The organism is Arthrobacter crystallopoietes BAB-32, assembly GCF_000328305.2.
Classification (GTDB): domain Bacteria; phylum Actinomycetota; class Actinomycetes; order Actinomycetales; family Micrococcaceae; genus Crystallibacter; species Crystallibacter crystallopoietes_A.
This window is the reverse complement of record NZ_ANPE02000272.1, coordinates 1-15,141: the sequence shown is the minus strand read 5'-3', so window position 1 is coordinate 15,141 and position 15,141 is coordinate 1. Positions and strand designations below refer to the sequence as shown.

Annotated in this window: 15 protein-coding genes and 3 pseudogenes; 8 read left to right on the top strand and 10 right to left on the bottom strand. The window is 67.1% G+C overall.

The annotated features are described in order from the left end of the window. Positions 1-42: 42 nt before the first annotated feature. Positions 43-825, bottom strand: coding sequence for an IclR family transcriptional regulator (locus tag D477_RS19490; protein WP_005274228.1), 783 nt, complete (start codon positions 823-825; stop codon positions 43-45). Positions 826-1,008: 183 nt separating this feature from the next. Here D477_RS19490 and D477_RS19485 point away from each other — a divergent pair, with 183 nt between their 5' ends. From D477_RS19485 to D477_RS19470, 4 genes and pseudogenes are all read left to right on the top strand, one after another. Continuing rightward, the gene (locus D477_RS19485) at positions 1,009-1,728 is read left to right on the top strand and encodes a CoA transferase subunit A (protein ID WP_005274224.1); all 720 of its coding nucleotides are present in this window, start codon (positions 1,009-1,011) and stop codon (positions 1,726-1,728) included. 25 nt (positions 1,729-1,753) lie between these two features. Beyond that, a complete protein-coding gene (locus D477_RS19480) occupies positions 1,754-2,434 on the top strand; it encodes a CoA transferase subunit B (protein ID WP_005274221.1) in 681 nt (226 codons plus the stop codon). Next, a pseudogene (locus D477_RS19475) lies at positions 2,431-3,620 on the top strand (acetyl-CoA acetyltransferase). Before D477_RS19480 ends, D477_RS19475 begins: the two are co-directional and overlap by 4 nt. A 171-nt stretch (positions 3,621-3,791) precedes the next feature. Continuing rightward, positions 3,792-4,289 (top strand): hypothetical protein, encoded by a 498-nt coding sequence (locus D477_RS19470; RefSeq protein WP_005274218.1) that lies wholly within the window; start codon positions 3,792-3,794, stop codon positions 4,287-4,289. A 109-nt stretch (positions 4,290-4,398) separates the two neighbouring features. On the opposite strand, the gene D477_RS19465 is transcribed toward D477_RS19470, so the two are convergent. Together D477_RS19465 and D477_RS19460 are read right to left on the bottom strand one after the other, a co-directional pair. Next, positions 4,399-5,679: a Glu/Leu/Phe/Val family dehydrogenase gene (locus tag D477_RS19465; protein WP_005274215.1), complete on the bottom strand. Its 1,281-nt coding sequence runs from the start codon at positions 5,677-5,679 to the stop codon at positions 4,399-4,401. A 124-nt stretch (positions 5,680-5,803) separates the two neighbouring features. Further along, positions 5,804-6,622, bottom strand: coding sequence for a CPBP family intramembrane glutamic endopeptidase (locus tag D477_RS19460; protein WP_005274212.1), 819 nt, complete (start codon positions 6,620-6,622; stop codon positions 5,804-5,806). 162 nt (positions 6,623-6,784) lie between these two features. Here D477_RS19460 and D477_RS19455 point away from each other — a divergent pair, with 162 nt between their 5' ends. The 3 genes and pseudogenes from D477_RS19455 to D477_RS23760 all read left to right on the top strand — a co-directional run bounded on the left by D477_RS19455 (position 6,785) and on the right by D477_RS23760 (position 9,113). After that, complete coding sequence (locus D477_RS19455; protein ID WP_005274210.1) at positions 6,785-8,158, top strand: NAD-dependent succinate-semialdehyde dehydrogenase; 1,374 nt, start codon at positions 6,785-6,787, stop codon at positions 8,156-8,158. Positions 8,159-8,334: 176 nt separating this feature from the next. After that, positions 8,335-8,628 (top strand): annotated as a pseudogene (locus tag D477_RS23765) (VOC family protein); the annotation flags it as partial. 320 nt (positions 8,629-8,948) lie between these two features. Then, positions 8,949-9,113 (top strand): VOC family protein, encoded by a 165-nt coding sequence (locus D477_RS23760; RefSeq protein ID WP_337587575.1) that lies wholly within the window; start codon positions 8,949-8,951, stop codon positions 9,111-9,113. Positions 9,114-9,138: 25 nt separating this feature from the next. On the opposite strand, the gene D477_RS19445 is transcribed toward D477_RS23760, so the two are convergent. The 6 genes and pseudogenes from D477_RS19445 to D477_RS19420 form a co-directional block, all read right to left on the bottom strand. Next, positions 9,139-9,738 carry a hypothetical protein gene (locus D477_RS19445; RefSeq protein ID WP_005274208.1) on the bottom strand — a complete coding sequence of 200 codons (600 nt, stop codon included), beginning with the start codon at positions 9,736-9,738 and terminating at the stop codon, positions 9,139-9,141. Further along, positions 9,735-10,820 (bottom strand): PEP/pyruvate-binding domain-containing protein, encoded by a 1,086-nt coding sequence (locus D477_RS19440; RefSeq protein WP_005274205.1) that lies wholly within the window; start codon positions 10,818-10,820, stop codon positions 9,735-9,737. The genes D477_RS19445 and D477_RS19440 overlap by 4 nt, the downstream gene beginning before the upstream one ends. Then, positions 10,817-11,191: a hypothetical protein gene (locus D477_RS19435; RefSeq protein WP_005274203.1), complete on the bottom strand. Its 375-nt coding sequence runs from the start codon at positions 11,189-11,191 to the stop codon at positions 10,817-10,819. The genes D477_RS19440 and D477_RS19435 overlap by 4 nt, the downstream gene beginning before the upstream one ends. 138 nt (positions 11,192-11,329) lie before the next feature. Next, positions 11,330-11,734 carry a D-ribose pyranase gene (rbsD, locus tag D477_RS19430; protein WP_005274201.1) on the bottom strand — a complete coding sequence of 135 codons (405 nt, stop codon included), beginning with the start codon at positions 11,732-11,734 and terminating at the stop codon, positions 11,330-11,332. A 9-nt stretch (positions 11,735-11,743) separates the two neighbouring features. Beyond that, positions 11,744-12,118, bottom strand: a complete 375-nt coding sequence (locus D477_RS19425; protein ID WP_005274197.1) for a cupin domain-containing protein — start codon at positions 12,116-12,118, stop codon at positions 11,744-11,746. A 109-nt stretch (positions 12,119-12,227) separates the two neighbouring features. After that, positions 12,228-12,841: pseudogene (locus tag D477_RS19420) on the bottom strand (flavodoxin family protein). A 178-nt stretch (positions 12,842-13,019) separates the two neighbouring features. Between D477_RS19420 and D477_RS19415 the strand changes: the two are divergent. Further along, positions 13,020-14,426 carry an NAD-dependent succinate-semialdehyde dehydrogenase gene (locus D477_RS19415; RefSeq protein ID WP_005274190.1) on the top strand — a complete coding sequence of 469 codons (1,407 nt, stop codon included), beginning with the start codon at positions 13,020-13,022 and terminating at the stop codon, positions 14,424-14,426. 12 nt (positions 14,427-14,438) lie between these two features. Here D477_RS19415 and D477_RS19410 read toward each other — a convergent pair. Further along, positions 14,439-15,141 (bottom strand): MFS transporter (locus D477_RS19410; protein WP_005274187.1); only part of this gene is annotated, 703 nt, incomplete at its 5' end.

The window sequence follows — 15,141 nt, the reverse complement described above, 5'->3', positions numbered from 1 at the left end:
GGCAGCGGGAACGGCTTCGGTGCGGCGGCCGGCAGCGGCCGGTCAACGGCGCCGCTCCTTCAGCTGCTGCGTGATTTTGTGAGCTTCCTCGAGCAGCAGCTTGCCGAGGAACTCCTGCCGGTTGGGGCGAAAGCGCTGCTCGATGCCGGTCAGCGAGAGCGCCCACGCCGGATTGCCGTTGGCGTCGAACACGGCCGCGCCCATCCCCCAGCTGCCTTCCAGGATGAGCCCTGGGTTCACGGTGTAGCCGGCACGGCGGGTTGCCTCGAGGTTGGCCCTGATGTTCTCCGCCGAATGTGCCGCACCAAAACGCGAAACCCGCGCACCGCCGTCGTCAAGCAAACGCTCCACCTCCTCCTCCGGCAGGAACGCCATGATGGCCAGCCCCGCTGAAGCCACGCCCAACGGGAAGCGGACACCCTCGTGCAGCACGAAGGAACGCACCGGGAAGCTGCCTTCCACCCGGACCAGGCACACCGTTTCGTCGCCCCGGCGGATCGACAGGAAGGCGCTCTCCCCGGTCTCGTCCGCCAGCCGCTGCAGGCTCGGGCGGGCGAGGTCCTCGATCGCGTACCGGCCGGCGGCGACGGCGCCCATGACGTACAGCTCCGGCCCCAGATGCCACGTGTTGGTTTCGGCGTTGTGGTCCAGCAGCCCTTCCGCGGCCAGCGAATTCAGCAGCCGATAAACCGTCGGCCGGGTGAGGCCGGCGGCGTCGACGATGTCGGCCAGCGCAACACCCGTTTCCGGGACGCGGCCGACAATGCGCAACAATCGCGCAACACGGGAGACCACCTGCGCCCCCTGGACCGCCTTTTCCGCCATAGCCTGCCCTTCAATCCACAATGTGGACAACCTCCCGTCGGGCGTCCACAGTATGAATGTTACCCGCTGGGGCCGGTTGACGCTCGCTGCGACGTGACGCTAGTCTCCTTGCCAACCAACTTGTCCACTACATGGACAACGAAAGCTCCCGGCCCGCGCCGGCAACTCAACGAGGAGGAAGCAATGTCCAAACTGATTCCAGGAGCGGCCGAGGCGCTGGAGGGCCTGCTGCACGACGGCATGACCATCGCCGTTGGAGGTTTCGGGCTCAGCGGCATCCCCGCCGACCTGATCGACGCGGTGCGTGATTCCGGCGTGAAGGACCTGACCGTCGTCTCCAACAACATGGGCGTCGACGGCAAGGGCCTCGGCGTGCTGATCGAAGCCGGCCAGGTCCGCAAGGTCCTCGCGTCCTATGTGGGCGAGAACAAGCTCTTCGCCGAGCAGTTCCTCGCCGGCACGCTGGAGGTCGAGTTCAACCCGCAAGGCACGCTCGCGGAGCGGCTGCGGGCAGGCGGCGCCGGCATTCCCGCCTTCTACACCAAGACCGGCGTCGGCACCCAGATCGCCGAGGGCAAGCCGCACGCGGAGTTCGACGGCGAACTCTACGTCCAGGAGCGCGGCATCGTCGCGGACCTGGCCCTCGTGCACGCCCACACCGCTGACACGGACGGCAACCTCATCTACCGCTACACCGCCCGCAACTTCAACCCGGTCGTCGCCACCGCCGGCAAGATCACCGTCGCGGAGGCCGAAGTCATCGTCGGACCCGGCGAGCTGGACCCGAACCACATCGTCACCCCCGGCGTCTACGTGCAGCGGCTGGTCCAGGCCACGGTCCGGACCAAGCACATCGAACAGCGCACCACCCGCCCCCGGCCCGCCGCCGTCGTCGGCGCCTAAGAGAAGCGAACGCAAGGAGAAAACCATGGCTTGGACACGAGATGAAATGGCGGCCCTCGCCGCCACCGAACTGAACGACGGCGACTACGTCAACCTCGGCATCGGCATCCCCACCCTGGTGGCGAACAACCTGCCCGAGGGCGTGCGCGTGGTGCTGCAGAGCGAGAACGGGCTGCTCGGCATGGGCCCCTTCCCGTACGAGGGCGATGAGGACCCGGACCTGATCAACGCCGGCAAGCAGACCGTTACCGTGCTGCCCGGCGGCTCCATCTTCGACTCCGCGACCAGCTTCGGCATGATCCGCGGCGGCCACGTGAAGGTCGCGATCCTCGGCGCCATGCAGGTCTCCGGCGCGGGCGACCTGGCCAACTGGACCATCCCGGGCAAGATGGTCAAGGGCATGGGCGGCGCGATGGACCTGGTCGCCGGCACGCCTCGCGTGATCGTGCTGACCGAGCACGTCGCCAAGGACGGCACCCCGAAGATCGTCAAGGAGTGCAGCCTGCCGCTGACCGGCGTGCGGGTGGTGGACCGGATCATCACGGACCTTGCGGATTTTGACATTAACGACGACGACGGCACGCCTCGGCTGGTGCTGACGCAGCTCGCCGACGGTGTCACGCTGGACGAGGTCCGGGAGAAGACCGAGGCCGAGTTCAACCTCTCGCCCGAGCTGGAAACGCAGCTGGAAGGAGCCAACGCATGAGCCTGAAGGAGCAGTTCGGCAAGGACGTCCTGCTGACCGGCTGGGGCCACAGCCCGTTCGGCAAGCTGGTCGACGAGACCTTGGAGTCGCTGATCGTCGGCGTGGCGCGCGAGGCCATCGCCAACGCCGGGCTGGAGCCGGGACAGATCGACGAGATCTACCTGGGCCAGTTCAACTCCGGCATGGTGCCGCTGGGCTTCGCATCCTCGCTGGCCCTGCAGGTCTCCGACGACCTGGCCAATGTGCCGGCCACGCGCGTGGAGAACGCCTGCGCCTCCGGTTCGGCCGCCCTGCAGCAGGGCGCGAAGGCACTGCTGGCCGGGACCGCCCGGAACGTGCTGGTGATCGGTGCCGAGAAGATGACGCACGCCGGTGCGGACGTGGTCGGCGCGGCGCTGCTCGGCGCGGACTACGAGGCCGCCGGCAAGCCCTCGACCACCGGATTCGCCGGGCTGTTCGCCGAGACCGCCAAGCACTACGAGAAGCAGCACGGGCCCGTCGGCGACGTGCTCGGCTCCATCGCCGCGAAGAACCACCGCAACGGCGTGGCCAACCCGTACGCCCAGCTGCGCAAGGACCTGGGCGAGGACTTCTGCCGGACGGTGTCCGACAAGAACCCGGTGGTTGCCGAACCGCTGCGCCGCACGGACTGCTCGCCCGTCTCGGACGCGCCGCCGCCGTCGTGCTCACCACGGAAGCCGCCCCGTCGGGTGCCGCGACAGCCCCGGTCCGGCTGGCCGGCTTCGGCCACGCCAATGACTTCATGCCGGCCGCCAAACGCGACCCGATTGCCTTCGCCGGAAGCGTGGCCGCCTGGCAGCGCGCCCTCGGCATGGCCGGCGTGGCGCTGGAGGACCTGGACCTGGCGGAGGTGCACGACTGCTTCACCATCGCCGAGCTGATCATGTACGAAGTGATGGGCCTGGCTCCGTCCGGCCAGGGCCGCCGTGCCATCGAAGAAGGCTGGGTCTACCGGGACGGCAAGCTCCCGGTCAACCTCTCGGGCGGGCTCAAGGCCAAGGGCCACCCGGTCGGCGCCACCGGCGTCTCCCAGCACGTGGTCGCAGCGATGCAACTCTCCGGCACCGCCGGCGACATGCAGCTGCCCGGCGCCCGCCGCGCCGCCGTCCACAACATGGGCGGCCTCGCCATCGCCAACTACGTCAGCGTCCTCGAAGCCGTCTAGCCACCAGGCTGGTTGGCCGTCCAGCGAACCTACTGCTGCAAGCCACCGGGCGCCGCTCCTTCCACCTCGAAGGAGCGGCGCCCTTGGTTTATCCACAAGCCGCAGCTGCTGCATAGTGCCTCGGTTGATGAGACGGCAGGGTGGAGGCATTCCCAACCGAAAGGCCGCAGCATGAGCCGCAAGAAGAAGTCCCCCTCGCGCAGACCCCACCCGCCGCAGCGTCAGGACAGGCTCCCCTCTGTCATAGCGGAGATTGATGCCCTGATCCCCGAGTTCGTTCGCTGGGTCGGCGATGAAGGCCAGGCCGCTCGAAAAGTGATCGACGCCTGGGTAAAACCCGTTCTCGCGATCCATCAGGTGCTGCGTCCGGCCTCCAACAGTACTTCGTTCAGTGCGCTCACCATTGAGGCATCTATCTGCTTATGTCTGGACCGGTATGGCGGCGGCAGGGATTGCCTCTACATCCCTTATGTAGTGGCAATGTCTGTCTACACGACATTTCTCGAAAGAACGCAGCGCTGGACCGGAACGATCGAAGAACTCCTGGGATTGCACCTCTTCTTCGATAGAACCGATGCAGCTTTCGCCGCCTTCCGGCCGCGGGAGGTCTCGAAACGCCTGACGTTGCCGACGATGGGAATCAGCAGTTCCTACAAACAACACCTCTAACGAGGTTGACTAGCCTCCTGCTCGCGTAGACTCGACCCGCTGCCGCGCGAGGGGCTGGTCCTTCCAGAGCGCAAGGACCAGCCCCGTCAACGACCCTTCAAACGCCGGTTTACGGGTAGAGACCGCGGGTCAGGTGCGCTTCGGCCACGCGCTCCACCGCCGTCACGGTCGCCGCTTCGCGCAGGGTGATGCCGCGCGCCTTCGAAACCGCGAGCACGTTCTCCCAAGCGGCGAGCATGCGTTGGGCCAGCCGGTCCTCCACCTCGCTGGCGGTCCACCAGTAGGCCTGGTTGCCCTGCACCCATTCGAAGTAGGAGACAATCACACCGCCGGCGTTGGCCAGGATGTCCGGCACCACCAGGACGCCGTTGGCCTGCAGGATGGGATCGGCCTCTGCCGTCGTTGGCCCGTTCGCCCCTTCCACCACGACCTTCGCGCGCACGCGGTCGGCGTTGCCCGAGTGCAGGACGCCTTCGACGGCGGCCGGCACCAACAGGTCCACGTCCAGTTCCAGCAGCGCATCGGCGTCCATCGCCTCCGCCCCGCCGAAACCGACCACGCTGCCCGTGGCCTCGACATGTGCGGCGAGCGCCGGAACGTCGATGCCGTCTGCGGCGTAGATGGCGCCGTACTGGTCGCTGATCGCCTGGACCTTGACGCCGGCTTCGGCCAGGAACAGTGCAGCTCCCGAGCCGACCTTGCCGAAGCCCTGCACCACGGCGGTGCTGCGGCCCGGCTCCAGCCCGGCATGCCGCAGCGCGGCCAGCGCGATCTGGACCACGCCGCGCGAGGTCGCGCTCGGTCGGCCGAGCGAGCCGCCGACACTCACCGGCTTGCCGGTCACGACGCCCGGCACCGTGTAGCCGACATTGACGGAGTAGGTGTCCATCATCCACGCCATGGTCCGCTCGTCGGTTCCGATGTCCGGGGCCGGGATGTCCTTCTCGGGCCCGATGATCGGCAGGATCTCCGAGGTGTAGCGGCGGGTGACGCGCTCCAGTTCCCGAGCCGAGTAGTTGCGCGGGTCGATCGTGATGCCGCCCTTGGCCCCGCCGTAGGGCACGTCGAGCAGGGCGCACTTCCAGGTCATCCACATCGCCAGCGCCCGCACTTCGTCCAGGTCCACCGCGGGGCTGTAGCGCAGGCCGCCCTTGGCCGGACCGCGGGAGAAATTGTGCTGCACCCGGTAGCCGGTCAGCAGCTCAACCTCGCCGTTGTCGCGGTGCAGCGGAATCGAGACAGTCATTTCGCGCCGCGGGCTGGCCAGCAGCTGATGCAGCCCGGAGCTGTAGCTGAGGGTCTCCACGGCGGCCGTCAGCTGCGCCTGCGCGTTGGCCAGCGGGCCGCCGGCTGGCGCAGAGAGGGGCGTGGTTAAGAGTTCTGTCGTCATTGACATGCGTCCTTGGGGTCAAGCGGGATAAGTACACCTCGACGCTATGGGCCCCGCCGCCGCCTGTCAGTGTGGCAGTGCACACAGAACATGTTGCTTGCTGTGCAGAAGTACGATGCCGGTTTCAGTACAGGAAGATTGGCAGCCAGTCGCGGTTGTGCGCGTGAACGAGCGCGAGGAACAGGACGAAGTCGAAGATCAGATGTACCGACACGACGTACGTGAACGACTTCGTCAGCTTGAAGGTGTAGCCCTGCAGCAGCGCGAACGGGAAAGTCAGCAGCGGCCCCCAGGCTTCGTAGCCGATCTCCCACAGGAAGGACGAGAAAATCACGGCCTGCAGGATGTTGGCGAGCCAGTCCGGGAAGTGCCGGCGCAGCAGCGTGAAGGTGGTGCAGATAAAGAACAGCTCATCCCAGATACCAACAGCGTTCACGCCGAGGAAGAGCCGCCAGAAGATGGTGGGATCGGAGGCGTCCGGCCAGTTCCGGTAGACGCCGGTGCTGACCAGGTACACCGGCAGGATGAAGTAGCCGAGTGCTACGACGCCGATCAGGTACAGCTTCGCCGTCAGAGGCCATTTGCGGCCGGTGTTCACCGGAAACTTGATGATCCTCTCGCGGTAAACGAAACGCGACACCAGCCACGGCACCAGCACGGCCAATGCGAGGGCGCCGCCCATGAGGGTCATGTGCTGGAGGCTCAAATCGGCGTGCAGCGGCACCAGGCTGACAATGACCATGCCAGCCGCGACCAGCGCGAGGTGCCGCATGAGCTCGCGGTCGATGACCGCCGAGGCCATGAGGGCCAGGGCGAGCAGGCTGTAGCCCACCGGGTCGTTCCCGAGGCCGAACAGCAGCAGTCCGGACGCCGAGACCAGCACCGCCGGCACCAGCTTCCAGCTCAGCGCGGTACGGGGCAGCTCGGTCGAGGTTGATGTCACCCCACCAGCATCTCAGGAGGGCCTGCGGCGCGTCATATACAGGTTCCCGCCGCTGGACCTGAAATCGCGACATATGACGCACAGGCGGTTGACGCCGTCGTACGTGGCCTGAAGGCTGGACAGGAGAGCGGAAGCCCGCCATCACCCACGATTAGGAGAACCATGAGCCTCTACGCCGTCACCAATCCGGCAACCGGCGAAACCCTCGCCGAATACCCCACGGCCACCGACAGGCAGATCCAGGACGCCCTCGCCGCCACCGGCAACGCCTTCAAGCAGTGGAACGGCAGTCCGGTCGAGGAGCGCGTGAAGCTGCTCAACCGCGTCGCCGAACTTTATGCCGAGCGCCGGGACGAGCTCGCCGCGATCATCACGCGCGAGATGGGCAAGCCGATCCGCCAGGCCGGCTTCGAGATTGACATCTGCGTTTCGATCTACCGCTACTACGCGGAGAATGGCCCGAAGTTCCTCGAGGACGAGGAGCTGGACGTCGTCGCTGGCGGCACGGCCATTGTCCGCAGGGAAGGCCTGGGCGTCATTCTGGGCATCATGCCCTGGAACTACCCGTACTACCAGGTGGCCCGCTTCGCCGCGCCGAACCTGATGAACGGCAACACCATCCTGCTCAAGCACGCCCCGCAGTGTCCGGAATCGGCGCTGGCCATGGAGCAGATCTTCAAGGACGCCGGAGCCCCGGCCGGTTCCTACGTCAACATCTTCGCCACCAACGAGCAGGTCGCCGACATCATCGCCGACCCGCGCGTGCAGGGCGTCTCCCTCACCGGCTCCGAGCGCGCCGGCGCAGCCGTGGCCGAGATCGCCGGCCGCAACCTGAAGAAGGTCGTACTGGAGCTCGGCGGCTCGGACCCCTTCCTGCTGCTGGACACCAAGGACCTCGACAAGTCCGTCAAGACCGCCGTCTTCGGCCGGATGACCAACGGCGGCCAGGCCTGCAACGCGTCCAAGCGCTTCGTCGTCATGGAGGACCTCTACGACGACTTCGTGGAGAAGTTCAGCGGCGCGCTCTCCGCGATCACCCCCGGTGACCCCACGGACGCGAAGACCTTCCTCGGGCCGCTGTCCTCGCAGGCCGCGGCGAACACGCTGGACAGCCAGGTGAAGTCGGCGGTGGCCGAGGGCGCCGTGGTGCGGACCGGCGGCGGCAAGGTGGACGAGAACTCCGCCTATTTCCAGCCCACGGTGCTCACCGACGTCACCCCGGACATGGCGGTGTTCCAGCAGGAGCTCTTCGGCCCGGTCGCCATGGTCTTCAAGGCCTCCTCCGAAGCCGAAGCCGTCGAGTTGGCCAACAACAGCCCGTTTGGCCTGGGCGCCTCCATCCACACCGAGGACAAGGCGAAGGCCGAGCGCATCGCCGACCAGCTCGAGGCCGGCATGGTGTTCATCAACGAGCCCGGCGGCACCGCCGCAGAGCTGCCCTTCGGCGGCATCAAGCGCTCCGGCATCGGCCGCGAGCTGGGCAAGTACGGCATGGACGAGTTCGTCAACAAGAAGCTCATCCGCACGCCCAAGTAAGGCTGCAGGACACTTACGACGGCGGCATATGGGCCAGGCGGCGCCCGTCCCCTTTGGCGGGGCGGGCGCCGTTGCCGTAGCGGGCCAGCCACCCGGACCACCGGGTATTGCCGCTGGCAGGGGCGGCTATTAGAGTCGCAGCTGTCCGTACCTCCCATTCTTGACAGGAGTACCGCATGCCCACGCCCAAAATCGAGAACGGCGCACCCTGCTGGATCGACCTGATGACCGCCAACCCGGCACAGGCCAAGGACTTCTACCAGCAGCTGCTGGGCTGGACCTACGAGACCGGCGACGAGGAAAAGTACGGCGGCTACATCATGGCCTTCAAGAACGGCCAGCCTGTCGCCGGTCTGATGAAGAACGACGGCCAGTCCGGCTATCCGGACGTGTGGAGCACCTACCTGCGCGTGGACGATATCAACGCCGCAGTCGAGGCGGCCACGGCGTCTGGAGGGCAGGTCTTCCTGCAGCCCATGGAGGTCCCCGAGCAGGGGCAGATGGCGATGCTCGGCGATGCGGGCGGCGCGGCAGTCGGCCTGTGGCAGTTCGGCGAAATGACCGGCTTCAAGATCCATGATGAGGCCGGCGCGCCGGTCTGGCACGAACTGCTCACCCGCAACTATCCGGCCACGGTGCAGTTCTACCGGGACGTCTTCGGCTGGCAGACCGATGTCATGAGCGACACCCCGGAATTCCGCTACACCACTTTGGGCACCGGGAACGATGCCCGGGCCGGCATTATGGACGCCACGGCCTTCCTGCCCGAGGCGCGCCGTCCAACTGGCAGGTGTACTTCGGCGTCGAAAATATCGACGCCGCCATCCAGACGGCCCTCGGCCTCGGCGGGCAGCTGCTGCAGCCAGCCGAGGACACTCCGTTCGGCAAGATGGCTACGCTCGCCGATCCCACCGGGGCCGTCTTCCGGCTCAACCAGGTCCTGATCGGCTCCTGACCTACGCCTGCTTGGCTCGCCGACATCAGCGGGAGCGACCCAGTGTGGCCAGGAGGTCTTCATGGAGTTCGAACCAGACCCGGTGTGCGGACTCGCGGTCGGTGGCTGCCACCCATACGGGATCGGTGCGGGCATGCTCGACAGCGACGCTGAATCGCTCGTGGTAGCCGTCGAACCGCGGCAGGCGGCGCACTAGATGCTCTTCAAGCAGCGCCCATGCTTCGGCCGCACGGGCGAGTTCCTTGACGGTGTCGGCGAGGTTTTTGGACGGCTCGGCGATGCCCATCTCGGCCAGCTGCCAGTTTGTGCAGGCGGTGGTGACCTGGCGGTTGAGCGGTTCGAACCCGGTCATCACGGACTCCACCTCACCGCGGGCATCTGCGCGTTCCAGTTCCTCGGCCAGGAGTCTCTCGCCCAGGGCTTTGCCGGCTTCGGTGAGCGACCATCCGCCGTCGTCCTCGAACCGGGTCCAGATGACCTGCCCCGCTGCCTGGGCATCGAGCAGGGCTTGGTCGACCTGGACGGCAGGTAGGCCCGCGCGCTTGCTCACGCGGGAGGTTCCGGCGTAGCCGAGGATCCGCACCGTGTGGAGGACCTGCAGTCGGACGTCGTTTGGTGAACTCATCGGGACTCCTCCAGTGCGGTGATGGTTCCGGCGGTGCCGTCGACATGGACCCGCGCGCCGTCGGGCAGGCCCATGGCTGAGGGGACGTCGGTGATGGCAGGGATGCGCAGCTCGCGGGCGATGATCGCGGCGTGCGACAGCAGCCCACCGCGCGTGGTGACGACCGCCGCCGCGCGGACAAGCAGCGGTGTCCACGCCGGCGACGTGGCCCGGCACACCAGCACCTCACCTGTTGCGAACCGGGAGAAGTCGTCAAGGCCCTCGATGATGCGCAGACGCCCGTGTGCGGTGCCCGGACTCGCAGGCGTGCCGAACGTTGGGCCTACCGCCGTTGTCGTCGCGTCCGGGCTTGGGGCTGCGGCGGTAGCGTTTTCGGTGGCCGAGATTGCGGTAATCGGCCGGGCCTGCAGCACCCACACCTGACCGTCCGCTATCGCCCACTCCACGTCCTGGGGGCCGCCGAGGATCTTCTCGGCCAATGCCGCGACCCGGCTCACCTTTGTTGCCTGTTCGGTGTTGAGCACCTTGCGTGTCGTCAGGCACCGAGGGTCGTTGCCGGGGGTGATTCGCCACCGCTCCGGGTGCGCCTGTCCCGATACGAGCTGGTCACCCAACCCATGGACGGCCTCGATGACGATGCTCCGTCGTCCGGTGACGGGATCGCGGGTGAAAGCGACGCCGGCCGCGGCCGGGGACAGCATTCGCTGCACGATGACGGCCACCTTGTCAGCGGCTGGCTGGCCGATAACGGTCGCGTATGCGCGCGCCTCCTCGACCGCAACAGCGGTCCTGCGCACCTCGTCCTCGACCTCCGCAGACGGCACGTCCAGACTCGTGTGGAACTGGCCCGCGTACGACGACTCATGCCCGTCTTCGGCCATCCCGGAGGACCGCACGGCGAAGCTGGACCCGTCGAGCGCATCCAGGACTCCGGGCAGCTCCTGCTCCCAGCCCGCGCCTGAATCGACCGGCAGGACGAATCCATTCGGGACCGCGAACCCGGTCCGTAAGAGCTTGCCCAGCACGACGGCCTTCGACCCGCATGCCGCGTCGGCCGCACGGAGCGGGACGAACGCGGTCACGACTCAGCACCCAGACGGCCCAGCACGCGCGACATCCGTTGCTGCGCGGCTTGTCCCGATCCCAGTCCCAGGGCTACGGCGATTTGCTGGAACGTGATGCCTGCAGCCCTGGCGGCGAACAACAGGCCAGCCTCGACTTGGTCCAACTCAGCCCGGGCAGCGCCAATCAGCCCCAGCCCAGCCATCACAATGTCAGGATCGACGCCCTCGTTCCCCGCCCTCCACACCGCCAGCCGCACGAGATCGCAGTCGCTCGCCGGCTGTCCAGGATGTTGCCACGGCCGCTCGGACAACTCGTCGCCACCGACAGCACCCAAGACGGCGCGGTGAGCAGCGAGAGCAGCGGCATGGGATTGGTCATCCGAAGTCATGCATCAATCCCAAGCGATCAACACGGTGTTGTCAACACTGTGTTGTCAACATTATGTTGATACCGTCGGGCAGGACGCGACGGCTGCTGCATCAACAGAGCGGTGCCGAGAGACCGACGGGCATCATCCGCGCACTCGTCATGCGGGTTGGCCTGAAGCTGACGGGACCGGCACACCGCAGCGCAGCACGACGTTGGCGAAGGGCGTCGCTTCGCCGGTCCGGATGATCAGCGCCGCCTGCGGCAGCATCGACTTGAGCTCCTCATGCTCGATGCGCACCGGCGCCAGCCCGCCGGCCTCGAACCAGCCGCCGACTTCCGCGCCGGCCTCGGTCGCCGCGAAGCTGGCCTCGATTTCCAGCTCTGCCAGCACGGCCTCCAGCACATCAGCGAACCGCGGCACACCCCGCACCAGGCTGAGGTCCACCACCGGTCCATCGGCCGGCAGCGGCAGCCCGCAATCGGCAATGACCACCAGATGCCCCTCGCCCAGCCGGGACAGGCCGGCATTGAGCGCCGGATTGAGGATGCCGTTCTTCTTCATTCAGGCTGATCAAGCCTCCTTCGCGTACTCGGCCGCGCTGAGGAACTCGTAGCCGACAAACGGCTCGTCGCCCTCGACCCACGCATTGTGGCCGGGCGGGATCGCGTAGGAATCGCCGGCCTTCACCGTGGCCCGCGTGCCGTCGGACAACTCCACGGTGAGCGTGCCGGAAGTGCACATGCCTACATGGTTGCTCTGGCAGGACTCGGTCTTGGCCACCGGTTTGATGCAGTCGGCCCAGCTCCAGCCCGGCTGGAAGCGCATGCGCGCCAGCGTGTAGCCGCTGACGGTCACCACATCCACCTCGGTTTTGTCCGGACGGCGCTTCTCGTCCGGGTCGTCGAAGGAACGGGACTCCAGGTTCGACACTGTATTCGCAGGCATGGCGGTTGCCCCCTTGATGCTCTTGGTTCTGACAGCATCAAGGTTCCTCCGGTCCGCCCGCCGTGTGAAGACCGGGGTTTAGGGGGTCCCGGGCAGCGTGCCCACCGGATCAGCCGGCAGGGTACGGCGAGGCTTTCAGCGCGGCAGCCAGGTGCACAGCGTTCCTGGCTGCCGTCGCCGTCGTCCCCGCTGTGGCCTCCGGAGTCTCGGCCAGGTCCTGGAAATCCGTCCCCTGCATGGCTTCGCCAACCCAGTACGTGACCCCTTGGGCCGGGATCGTGAAGCCCACGTCCCCCAGGCCCTGGTAGAGCTGCGCCGTCACATGGTGCGCACCGTCTTCATTACCGACGACGGCGACAAGTGCCACCTTGTCGAACATGCTCGGCCGGCCCTGGCTATCGGTCTCGGAGAGCTCTGCATCCAGCCGCTCCAGCACCTGCTGGGCCAGGCTGGACGGTGGCCCAGCCAGATCGGCGTGGCGAGGACCAGAATGTCGGCCCCGAGCACGCGCTCCCGAATACCAGGCCAGGCATCGCCGTCGCCCATATCGGTCTGCACGCCGGGCTTGATGTCATGGTCGACCACCCGAAGCAGATCGCACTCCACCCCGTGCGAGGAAAGCTGCTGCACCACCTGCCGAGCCAGCAGCTCGCTGCTGGAGGGCTTGGGCGAGGGCGTCAACGTGCAGACCAGGGCCAGGGCTTTCAGCGGTGCGGAATCCATGCGGCCATTCTTCCCGCCACGGTATGTACCCGCTACCCGAACCCGGGAATCGGCGCGCAGCTCAGAACATTGGCCCTGTAACCAGCTTCACATAACCGGCTGGACGGTACATTATTATTGGAGACGCCGGACGAGACCATTTCCGGCGTGCTGCCGTCAATAAAAGGAGACAGTGCCCGTGACTGCCACTTCGCAAGCCCGTTCATCCGCCCAACCCGGCTACCGGGTGCTCAATCCGGCCACCGGCGAGGTCGTGGAGGAATTCCCCACGGCCACCGATGCCGAGGTCCAGGACGCACTGGCCCGCTCGCAGCAGGCGTTCCAGTCGTGGAAGGACGTGCCGATCACCGAGCGCGCCAAGATCGTCGCCAAGGTGGCCGAGTTGTTCTCCGACCGCGCCGATGAACTCGCCGCGATCATCACCGAGGAAATGGGCAAGCCGCTCTCCCAGTCCAAGGGCGAGGCCGAGTTCTGCACCGACATCTTCAACTACTTCGCCACCGAAGGCCCCACCCTGGCCGCGGACCAGGAGATCAAGCCCATCGGCGGCGGCCGCGCCATCATCCAGCGCCGGCCGGTCGGCCCGCTGCTGGGCATCATGCCGTGGAACTACCCGTACTACCAGGTCGCGCGGTTCGCGGCGCCGAACCTGATGCTGGGCAACACCATCATCCTCAAGCACGCTGAGACGTGCCCGCGTTCGGCCCTGGCCATCCAGAAGATCATGGACGACGCCGGTGTCCCGGCCGGCGCCTACATCAACCTGTTCGCCAGCCACGAGCAGATCGCGGACATCATCGCCGACCCACGGGTCCAGGGCGTGTCCCTCACCGGCTCGGAGCGCGCCGGTGCGATCATCGGCGAACTGGCCGGCAAGAACCTGAAGAAGGCCGTGCTCGAGCTCGGCGGCTCCGACCCGTACGTGGTGCTCGACAGCGACGACGTCGCCGCCGCCGCCGCCAACGCCTGGGAGACCCGGATGGAGAACACCGGCCAGGCCTGCAACTCCAACAAGCGCATGATCGTCATGGACGACATCTACGACGACTTCGTCGCAGAACTGACCAAGCAAGCCAAGGACCTCAAGCCCGGCAACCCGGCCGAAGAAGCCGAAGGCACCTACGCCCCGCTTTCTTCCCGCGCCGCAGCCGAGGCACTGGCCGAACAGCTCAAGGACGCCGTCAACAAGGGCGCCACGCTGCACGCCGGCGGCCAGCTCCAGGACGGCCCGGCCGCCTACTTCGCCCCCGCCGTGCTGACCGGCGTAACCCCGGAGATGCGGGCCTACACCGAAGAGCTCTTCGGCCCGGTCGCCGTGGTCTACAAGGTCTCTTCCGATGAGGAAGCGCTCAAGCTCGCCAACGACACCCAGTACGGCCTCGGCGGAGCGGTCTTCTCCACCGACGAGGAACGCGCCCGCAAAATCGCCGCGCAACTGGAAGTCGGAATGACCAACGTCAACGGCGTCGGCGAGGCAGCGGACCTGCCCTTCGGCGGCGTCAAGCGCTCCGGCTTCGGCCGCGAACTCGGCCCGCTGGGCATGGACGAGTTCGTCAACAAGCGCCTCTTCTACATCGGCGAATAACCCGGTCCGGAATCACTGAGCAGCAGGGGCCCTTTTTGAGCGCGAAAGGGGCTCCTGCTGCTCACTCATTGCAGTGTCTTCTATCTGCCGGGGCGGGTTGATCATCACGGCTCCGGTCAGCATCACAAGAATGCAGACGCCGAGCATGGCAAAGGACGCGGTCCAGCCGCCGGTGGCTTCCTGGACGATGCCGAACAGCAAGGGTGCTACGCCGGCGCCAGCGTAGCCGATGCCTTGGCTGAACCCGGCCAGCACCGACGCGCCGTGCGTGGTCCGCGAGCGCAGGTTCATCATCAGCAGGGCCATCGCGAAAGTGCCCTGGCCAAGACCGGCCAGCGTCACCCACCACCAGGTTCCCGCCGTCGGCGCGGCGTAGAGCCCGATGTGCCCGCTCGCCCAGCAGGCAGTGAAGACCAGGACGGCGAAAATCGGATGCTTCATGCGCGGCACGATCAGCGGGACCAGCAGGCTGACCGGCAGCCCCAGGACAGCGAAGTAGGCCAGCGCCGAGCCCGCCGCGGCGGCGTCGACGCCCTGGGCGGAAAGGTACGGCGGCAGCCAGGTGAAGTACACGTAGGTCTGCGCCGAGTTGCCGGCGAGGAAGATGGCCAGTCCCCACGCCACCGGCGACCGCCACGGGTTCAGGCGCTGCACTGCCGGCGCCGCGGACGAGGTTGCGCGTCCGCGGCCTTGGCAGGGGCAGTCGCTCCCGGCA

What these genes read in the sequence shown, in the direction of transcription:
- D477_RS19490 (WP_005274228.1), bottom strand. Translation starts at nt 825, where the DNA reads ATGGCGGAAAAGGCGGTCCAGGGGGCGCAGGTGGTCTCCCGTGTTGCG.
- D477_RS19485 (WP_005274224.1), top strand. Translation starts at nt 1,009, where the DNA reads ATGTCCAAACTGATTCCAGGAGCGGCCGAGGCGCTGGAGGGCCTGCTG.
- D477_RS19480 (WP_005274221.1), top strand. Translation starts at nt 1,754, where the DNA reads ATGGCTTGGACACGAGATGAAATGGCGGCCCTCGCCGCCACCGAACTG.
- D477_RS19470 (WP_005274218.1), top strand. Translation starts at nt 3,792, where the DNA reads ATGAGCCGCAAGAAGAAGTCCCCCTCGCGCAGACCCCACCCGCCGCAG.
- D477_RS19465 (WP_005274215.1), bottom strand. Translation starts at nt 5,679, where the DNA reads ATGACGACAGAACTCTTAACCACGCCCCTCTCTGCGCCAGCCGGCGGC.
- D477_RS19455 (WP_005274210.1), top strand. Translation starts at nt 6,785, where the DNA reads ATGAGCCTCTACGCCGTCACCAATCCGGCAACCGGCGAAACCCTCGCC.
- D477_RS19445 (WP_005274208.1), bottom strand. Translation starts at nt 9,738, where the DNA reads ATGAGTTCACCAAACGACGTCCGACTGCAGGTCCTCCACACGGTGCGG.
- D477_RS19435 (WP_005274203.1), bottom strand. Translation starts at nt 11,191, where the DNA reads ATGACTTCGGATGACCAATCCCATGCCGCTGCTCTCGCTGCTCACCGC.
- rbsD (WP_005274201.1), bottom strand. Translation starts at nt 11,734, where the DNA reads ATGAAGAAGAACGGCATCCTCAATCCGGCGCTCAATGCCGGCCTGTCC.
- D477_RS19425 (WP_005274197.1), bottom strand. Translation starts at nt 12,118, where the DNA reads ATGCCTGCGAATACAGTGTCGAACCTGGAGTCCCGTTCCTTCGACGAC.